The sequence below is a fragment of the Actinomadura sp. KC216 genome (genome assembly GCF_004348535.1).
In the GTDB taxonomy this organism is placed as follows: Bacteria; Actinomycetota; Actinomycetes; order Streptosporangiales; family Streptosporangiaceae; genus Spirillospora.
Map to the genome: position 1 here is coordinate 21797 of NZ_SMJX01000092.1, position 6156 is coordinate 27952.

At 70.1% G+C, this 6156-nt stretch carries 8 protein-coding genes; all 8 read left to right on the forward strand.

The annotated features are described in order from the left end of the window. The first annotated feature begins 14 nt into the window (after positions 1-14). Entirely contained in the window at positions 15-797 is a 783-nt protein-coding gene (locus E1264_RS44650) for a hypothetical protein (RefSeq protein WP_207935992.1), read from the forward strand. Positions 798-1427: 630 nt separating this feature from the next. Next, the gene (locus E1264_RS45360) at positions 1428-1589 is read left to right on the forward strand and encodes a hypothetical protein (RefSeq protein WP_243710999.1); all 162 of its coding nucleotides are present in this window, start codon (positions 1428-1430) and stop codon (positions 1587-1589) included. Further along, positions 1586-1933, forward strand: coding sequence for a hypothetical protein (locus E1264_RS45365; RefSeq protein ID WP_243711000.1), 348 nt, complete (start codon positions 1586-1588; stop codon positions 1931-1933). The genes E1264_RS45360 and E1264_RS45365 overlap by 4 nt, the downstream gene beginning before the upstream one ends. 167 nt (positions 1934-2100) lie before the next feature. Further along, positions 2101-2313 carry a BBE domain-containing protein gene (locus E1264_RS45370; protein WP_243711001.1) on the forward strand — a complete coding sequence of 71 codons (213 nt, stop codon included), beginning with the start codon at positions 2101-2103 and terminating at the stop codon, positions 2311-2313. A gap of 148 nt (positions 2314-2461) precedes the next feature. Next, entirely contained in the window at positions 2462-3682 is a 1221-nt protein-coding gene (locus E1264_RS18065) for an alpha/beta hydrolase family protein (protein WP_132174942.1), read from the forward strand. 73 nt (positions 3683-3755) lie between these two features. Then, positions 3756-4733, forward strand: coding sequence for a DUF5954 family protein (locus tag E1264_RS18070; protein ID WP_132174944.1), 978 nt, complete (start codon positions 3756-3758; stop codon positions 4731-4733). A gap of 20 nt (positions 4734-4753) precedes the next feature. Next, positions 4754-5308, forward strand: coding sequence for a hypothetical protein (locus tag E1264_RS18075; RefSeq protein WP_132174946.1), 555 nt, complete (start codon positions 4754-4756; stop codon positions 5306-5308). Positions 5309-5372: 64 nt separating this feature from the next. Beyond that, positions 5373-6156: VOC family protein (locus E1264_RS18080; RefSeq protein WP_132174948.1), on the forward strand; the 784-nt coding region annotated here is incomplete at its 3' end.

The following is a 6156-nucleotide window of genomic DNA, read 5'->3' on the forward strand; positions in this document are numbered from 1 at the left end:
AAAGAGGATCAGCTATGGCGGTTGTGGTGATACAGCCTTCCTACGGCAACCCGGCCTCCCGGCGGCGGTGGGCCGACACCATGGGGCAAGAGGTCGCGTTCACCGCGTCCGCGCACGAGTCCCGGCTGACCGAGGCTCAGAAACAATCACTCTTGGGCCTGCACCCCTCGGGGCGGGCGCGGTTCTGGGGAGCAACCTCTTTTCAGAACAGTAAAATGAAACGCGTACACTTTGGTGACGTCGTCCTCTTTACCGGTTTGAACAAGGTCCGCGGTATCGGTGAAGTCGGTGTTCTCTTCGACAACCCCGCCTTTGCTGACACTCTCTGGAGTCCCGAGCCCGACAAGGGTAGTTGGAACAACGTCTACAGCTTGGTGAGTTTTCAAGCCACGGAGATCGACTACGAAGAAATCTGGGCACTGCCCGGTTTCAACCAGGGTGACAACTTCATGGGCCTACGGATTCTGGAGGGAGACAAGGCGGAGGTGCTCCTGCAAGGCCTCGGTATCGTGACGTCGACCGGCTTCCAGGAAGATCTGATGCGGGAAGCCGAAGTCCTTCAGGCCCTCACCGATCACACCCAGGTCGTGGATCTCGAAAGAATCCATACCACTCAGACGAGTTTTCGTTCCGTTGCTCGTGAGATACGGGTCAGGCGCGCTGAAGCGCTTCTTGTCCGCGAGTTACGTCACCAGCCTTCCCAATCACCGTGCCGACCGCCTGCAAACCCCGGTGGGTATTACGGACATCCTCGTGACCGGGCCGGATGGTACCGAGATCGTCGAAGCCAAGAGTAACCCCGGTCATCATTATGTGCGCGAGGCCCTGGCCCAGCTCCTGGACTATGCCCCGCACAGTCCTGAGCTAGTGGATAGGGTCGCCGGTTTGTTTCCGGCCGAACCGCAGGAGAAATCTGTGCGGCTCCTTCATCGATATGGAGTGGACTGCCTTTATCGCACGGCGCCTGCTTCCTTCAACCGCCTTTCCGCGCCGGTGGCCGCGCGCGAACACATGGCGCAAACATGGGCGGCTACCTGATGTCCCCCATGGACGGCCGCCCCGGCGGCGCTGCCCGCCGACGACCCGGATGTGGCGGGTGAGCGAGAACTCGGCGGTCCTTGCCCTGGCGGTGCAGCGCTTCGGTGAAGGCCGTCCGCCGTCGGAGCTTTCGTCGAACCGGCCGACCGGCGCCGTCATCCGGCTCCTCCGCGGACTCGGCCGTCCCGGGACGACGAACTCGTCCACAGTCTGCGAACGCATGACGCCGCCGTAACGGAGGAGACGGTCGCCGAGGTCCTTCTGCCGGACCTCGCCGATGCGCTAACTGTGTGTTGCTGATCGGCTACCGGATGGGTTGGCGGGGAAGGGTTCTTCGCGGTTCTGGTTCGAGGCGCGGAGGCGATGGCATGAGCAAGGTCCCGGCAGGCGTGAGCGATGTTCCGGCGTTGCCCAGCACGACGATTCGTCCCGGTGACAGGCGGTATCCGGCGATGAGCCGCGGGTTCAACCAGCGGTGGATCGCCGAGCCGGAGTACGTGCGGCTGGTGCGGACGCCCGACGAGGTGGCGGCGGCGCTCACCACCGCGTGAACGAGGCCCCGCAGGACCCGGACTGGACGCGGATCACGGTGAAGTCCGGCGGGCACTGCTACGAGGACTTCGTCTGCGGCGACGACGTGCGGATGATCCTCGACGTGAGCCCCATGTACGGGATGTACTACGACAGCGCCATGCAGGCGTACTGCGTCGAGGCCGGGGCGACGAACTGGCACGTCTACAGCCACCTGTACCCGGCCAGTCGGAAGACGCTGCCCGGCGGGTCGTGCTACTCGGTCGGGCTCGGTGGGCACATCCCCGCGGGCGGATTGGGCGGCTGTCGCGGCAGCATGGGCTCACCGTCGACTATCTGTACGCGGTCGACGTGGCGGTGGTAGACGCCGACCCGTAAACCATCCGTTGCACGACACGGCGGCGCGGCAGCGCGACTCCATTCTCAAGATGCAGTACCAGGTCTACTGGACGAGACACGACGCCAACGAGGACACGCACATCGCCTGGATCCGCGACACGTACAAGGCCACGTTCGCGCAGACCGGGGGGAGTGCCCGTCGCGGATGGCGACGTCACGGACGGCTGCTACATCGGATACCCCGACGTCGACCTGAACGATGAGCGATGGAACGGGTCCGGCCAGTCGTGGGAGACGCTCTACTACAAGGACGCCTACGAAAGGCTCCAGGACGTCAAGCGGCAGTGGGACCCGCTGAACGTGTTCTCGCACGAGCAGTCCATCCGCCTGGACGGGGCTCCGTAGAACCATTCCGGGGCGCTGGGCGGTTCGGGGTTATTGCATCTGATGTCAATACTTGCGGTGTATCGGCGGGAACAGTAGCTTCTTCGGCGGGCGGGAGTGCCGTGCCCTGCGCTCGTTCGCGGGGTGTCGCGGCCGGCTGGGGAGCGGCATGAAGAAGCGTACGGACAGGAAGATCGCCATTGCGGGGACCGCGGCGGCGGCCGTGCTGCTGCCGGCCGTGATGGTCGGGCTCGCGCAGGCGGGCGTCGGCGTGCCGGAGGAGCGGTCGGAGGCCAGGGGCGGCGCCGAGCCGGTTCCCTCTTTCGGGCCGCCGACGAAGGCTCCCGGGACGTCGCCGAAGCTGCCGAAGGTTCCGCCCGGTACGAAGCCGTTCCGGACGGGTGACCGCGCGCCGGGGCCCGACGACCCCGACACCAATCCCGGTGGCCGTGGCACGCGGGTGGGGGCGCCGGGCGGCGCCCGGCCCGGCACCTATGCAAAGGCCGCCGATGGTGCGGCCATCAGTAGTGTCAAGAAGTCCGGCGTGCGGCAGTTCGACGTCACGATCGCGTCGCCGGCGCTCGGTGCCAAGGTGAAGACGCGCGTGCTGGTCCCGAAGGGCTGGTCGGCCGGGGCGAGCAGGTCGTGGCCCGTCGTCTACGCCTACCACGGCGGCAACAACGACTTCGGGTCCTGGACGCGCGACTCCGACATCGAGAAGACCGCGGGCGCCTACGACGTGATGGTCGTCATGCCCGAAGGCGGCTCCCGCGGCTCGTACACGAACTGGTGGAACGACGGCAAGGGCGGCATCCCGGCCTGGGAGACCTTCCACATCGACGAAGTCATCCCGCTGATGGAGCGCAACTTCCACGCCGGGTCGATGCGCGCCGCGATCGGGCTGTCGTCCGGCGGGCAGGGCGCCATCACCTACGCCGAACGCCACCCGGGGCTGTTCAGGTACGCCGCGTCCTACAGCGGCCCGCTCAACATCACCGCCCCGGGCATGCCGACGATCCTGACGTCGATGAACCGGGAGGCGGGCACCGCGATCTGGGGCGACCCGATCACCGCGCGGGCGAACTGGCGCGCGCACGACGCGGCCGCGATGGTGGACCGGCTGAAGGGCACCGGCGTGTACGTCTCATCCGGGAACGGGCAGCCCGGCCCCTTCGACGACCCCGACACCGTGCCGTGGCACGCCGGGCGCATCGGCGAGCAGCTGGCGGGGGTGATGACGGCCAACTTCGTCGAGGCGGCCAGGAGGGCGGGCGTTCCCGTCACCGCGAACCTCTACGGGCCCGGCATGCACAACTGGAAGTACTGGCGGCGGGAGCTGGACCGGAGCTGGCCCGCCCTCGCCGCCGCCATCGGCGCCCGCAGGTCCTGACGCTGCGCAGTCCTGCCGGGCCGAATGGCGGAATCGCGCGCGCCGGACCCCGCGCCCTGTGACGATGGAGGCTATGACGGGTAGTGATGGCGCGGCTCTCGCTGGTGACCTGCCTCCTTCGCTGTCGGCCGCGTCGTCGTCGGCGTGGCTCGGCGAGGTGCGGGCGCAGCGGACCCACCCGCTCGTGCTCTGGTACGGGCCGACGTACGGGGTGATGGAACGGGTCGACGGCGGCTGGATGATGTCCGGGATGGAGCGGATGACGCCGCAGGACGCCCGCGACTCGCTCGCCTGGTGGTTCCGGAACATGGCCCGCGACGCCTCCGGCGCCGACCGCGGGGAGTTCCGGGACGGGGCGGCGCTCCTCGAACGCGGCCGCCCGGACGAGGTGACCGTCGCCGGGCGGGTGTTCCGCGTCGTCCGCGCCGACCGGTTCTGCCGCTTCGGCGTGGACGGCCCCGAGCCGCCGCGCCCCACCGACCCCGACGAGCTGCCCGAGCCCCGCACCCGCCGCGACGCCCGCCGGTTCGACCACGGGCTGCTGCCGCCCGCGCTGGCGCCCGGGTCGGCGGAGCTGCTGGGGGAGCGGTGGGAGAAGGTCCCCGAAGGGCCGGTCGTCCCGGTCGAGGTGACCCGCGACGCGCGCCGCGCGCTCGTCACCCATCCCCGCGTCGCGCGGCTCGCCGCCCGGTTCGCCGCCGCGGAGAAGGAGAGCGGGACGTGGCCGCCGCACGGCCCGTTCCTGCACAGCCCCGCCTGCGTCCGCGACCACCTCGCCACCTACTTCGACACGATCGTGCCGATGATGCTCGCGTCGTCGCCGGACGTCCTCGCCGAGTACCGGGCCGCCGCCGGGCTGCTCAGGGACGGGACGCGCCGCGCCGAGATCACCGTCCTCGGCCGCCGGTTCCGCGTCATCCGCTTCGAGTACGTCGTCCGCGTCGGCCCGGACGGGCCCGAGCGGCCGCGCCCGTCCGACTACGACCCCGAAGAGCCCTTCACCCCCGACCCCGAGGAAGCGCGCGGCCTGGGGATCGCCGACGACGAATAGGCGCGGGTAGCGTGGCGCCGGTGAAGGGATTCGCGCGGCGGGAGTTCCAGCTCGTGCTGCTCCGCCGGATGGCCGACTACCAGCCCGGCCTCGTCGAGGACGCGATGCGCGCGCTGGAGGCGTCCCGCACCGAGATGCGGGAGGTCAACGCCCGCTGGCAGCGGATCCTCCGGTCCCGGACGTTCCCGCGCGGGCGGCGCCGCTACGAGGCGGTCCTCGGCCCGCCCGGCGGCGTCGAGGAGCACCGGATCGGCGACGTGACCTGCGAGGTCGCCTGGTGGACCGGGCTGTCGCTGTGGCCCGGCCTGCGCTTTGAGATCATGCTGGCCCCGGACGGCTCGGTCGCGCACGAATGGCTCGCCCGCGCGAGCGACGTCCCGGTGCCGCGCCTCGGCACCGTCGACGACCTCGTCCCCTGGTCCTGCGTCGTCGGCGACGTCGCCGCACGCTTCGGCAGCGTCGCCCACCAGGACGGCGACGCCCCGAGCCGCTGGCACGCCACCCTCACCACGCCCGGCGGCACGTTCGCCGCCCACTTCGTCTGGGGCCTGCTCCAGGCCGTCGACAGCGTCTGAACATTGGGATCGTCTTGGCGGTCCGGGGCAGGGGAGATTGCCCGCCCGTTCCTACCGTGGAGGAATGCCCGAGGTTACCGCGCACGCCCCCGGGGCCCTGGCATGGACCCAGCTGACCAGCCCGGACGTGGGGGCGTCCAAGGAGTTCTACCGCGGTGTCTTCGGGTGGCACTCCTACACGCTGGCCCTGGGCGTGTGGGGCGACAACGAGGTCTTCACGCTCGACGGGGCGCAGGGCCCGGAGGTCGCCGGGGTGAACGAGCTCGCCGACGACACCGAGCCCGCGTCCTGGACGTGCTACTTCCGCGTCGAGGACCTTGAGGCCACGCTCGGCGCCGTCCGCGCCGCCGGCGGGGCGGTGACCGTCGAGCCGGCCGACGTCGCCGACCTCGGGCGCATGGCGCTGTGCGCCGACCCGCAGGGCGCCGACTTCGCGCTCTGGCTGCCCTACAACCTGCAGGGCTCCGGCGTCGTCGACGAGCCCGGCGCGACGTGCTGGGTCGAGCTGGCGAGCACCGACGTCCACGACGCGCGCCGCTTCTACGGCAAGGTGTTCGGCTGGACGCCCGTCGACCGCTCGTACTACGCGCCGTCCTACACCAACTGGAAGATCGGGGACTGGTCCGTCGGGGGCATGCTGCCCATCGAGGCGTGGTGGCCGGAAGGGTTCCCGCCGCACTGGATCCCGTACTTCTGGGTCGAGGACTGCGACGCCACCGCCCGCCGCGCCGCCGAGCTGGGCGCCCAGGTCCACGTCCCGCCGACCGACATCCGGCCGGGCCGGTTCTCCGTCATGACCGACCCCGCGGGCGCCCGCCTGGCCGTCATCACCCCGGACGTGACCACTC

What these genes read in the sequence shown, in the direction of transcription:
- E1264_RS44650 (WP_207935992.1), top strand. Translation starts at nt 15, where the DNA reads ATGGCGGTTGTGGTGATACAGCCTTCCTACGGCAACCCGGCCTCCCGG.
- E1264_RS18065 (WP_132174942.1), top strand. Translation starts at nt 2,462, where the DNA reads ATGAAGAAGCGTACGGACAGGAAGATCGCCATTGCGGGGACCGCGGCG.
- E1264_RS18070 (WP_132174944.1), top strand. Translation starts at nt 3,756, where the DNA reads ATGACGGGTAGTGATGGCGCGGCTCTCGCTGGTGACCTGCCTCCTTCG.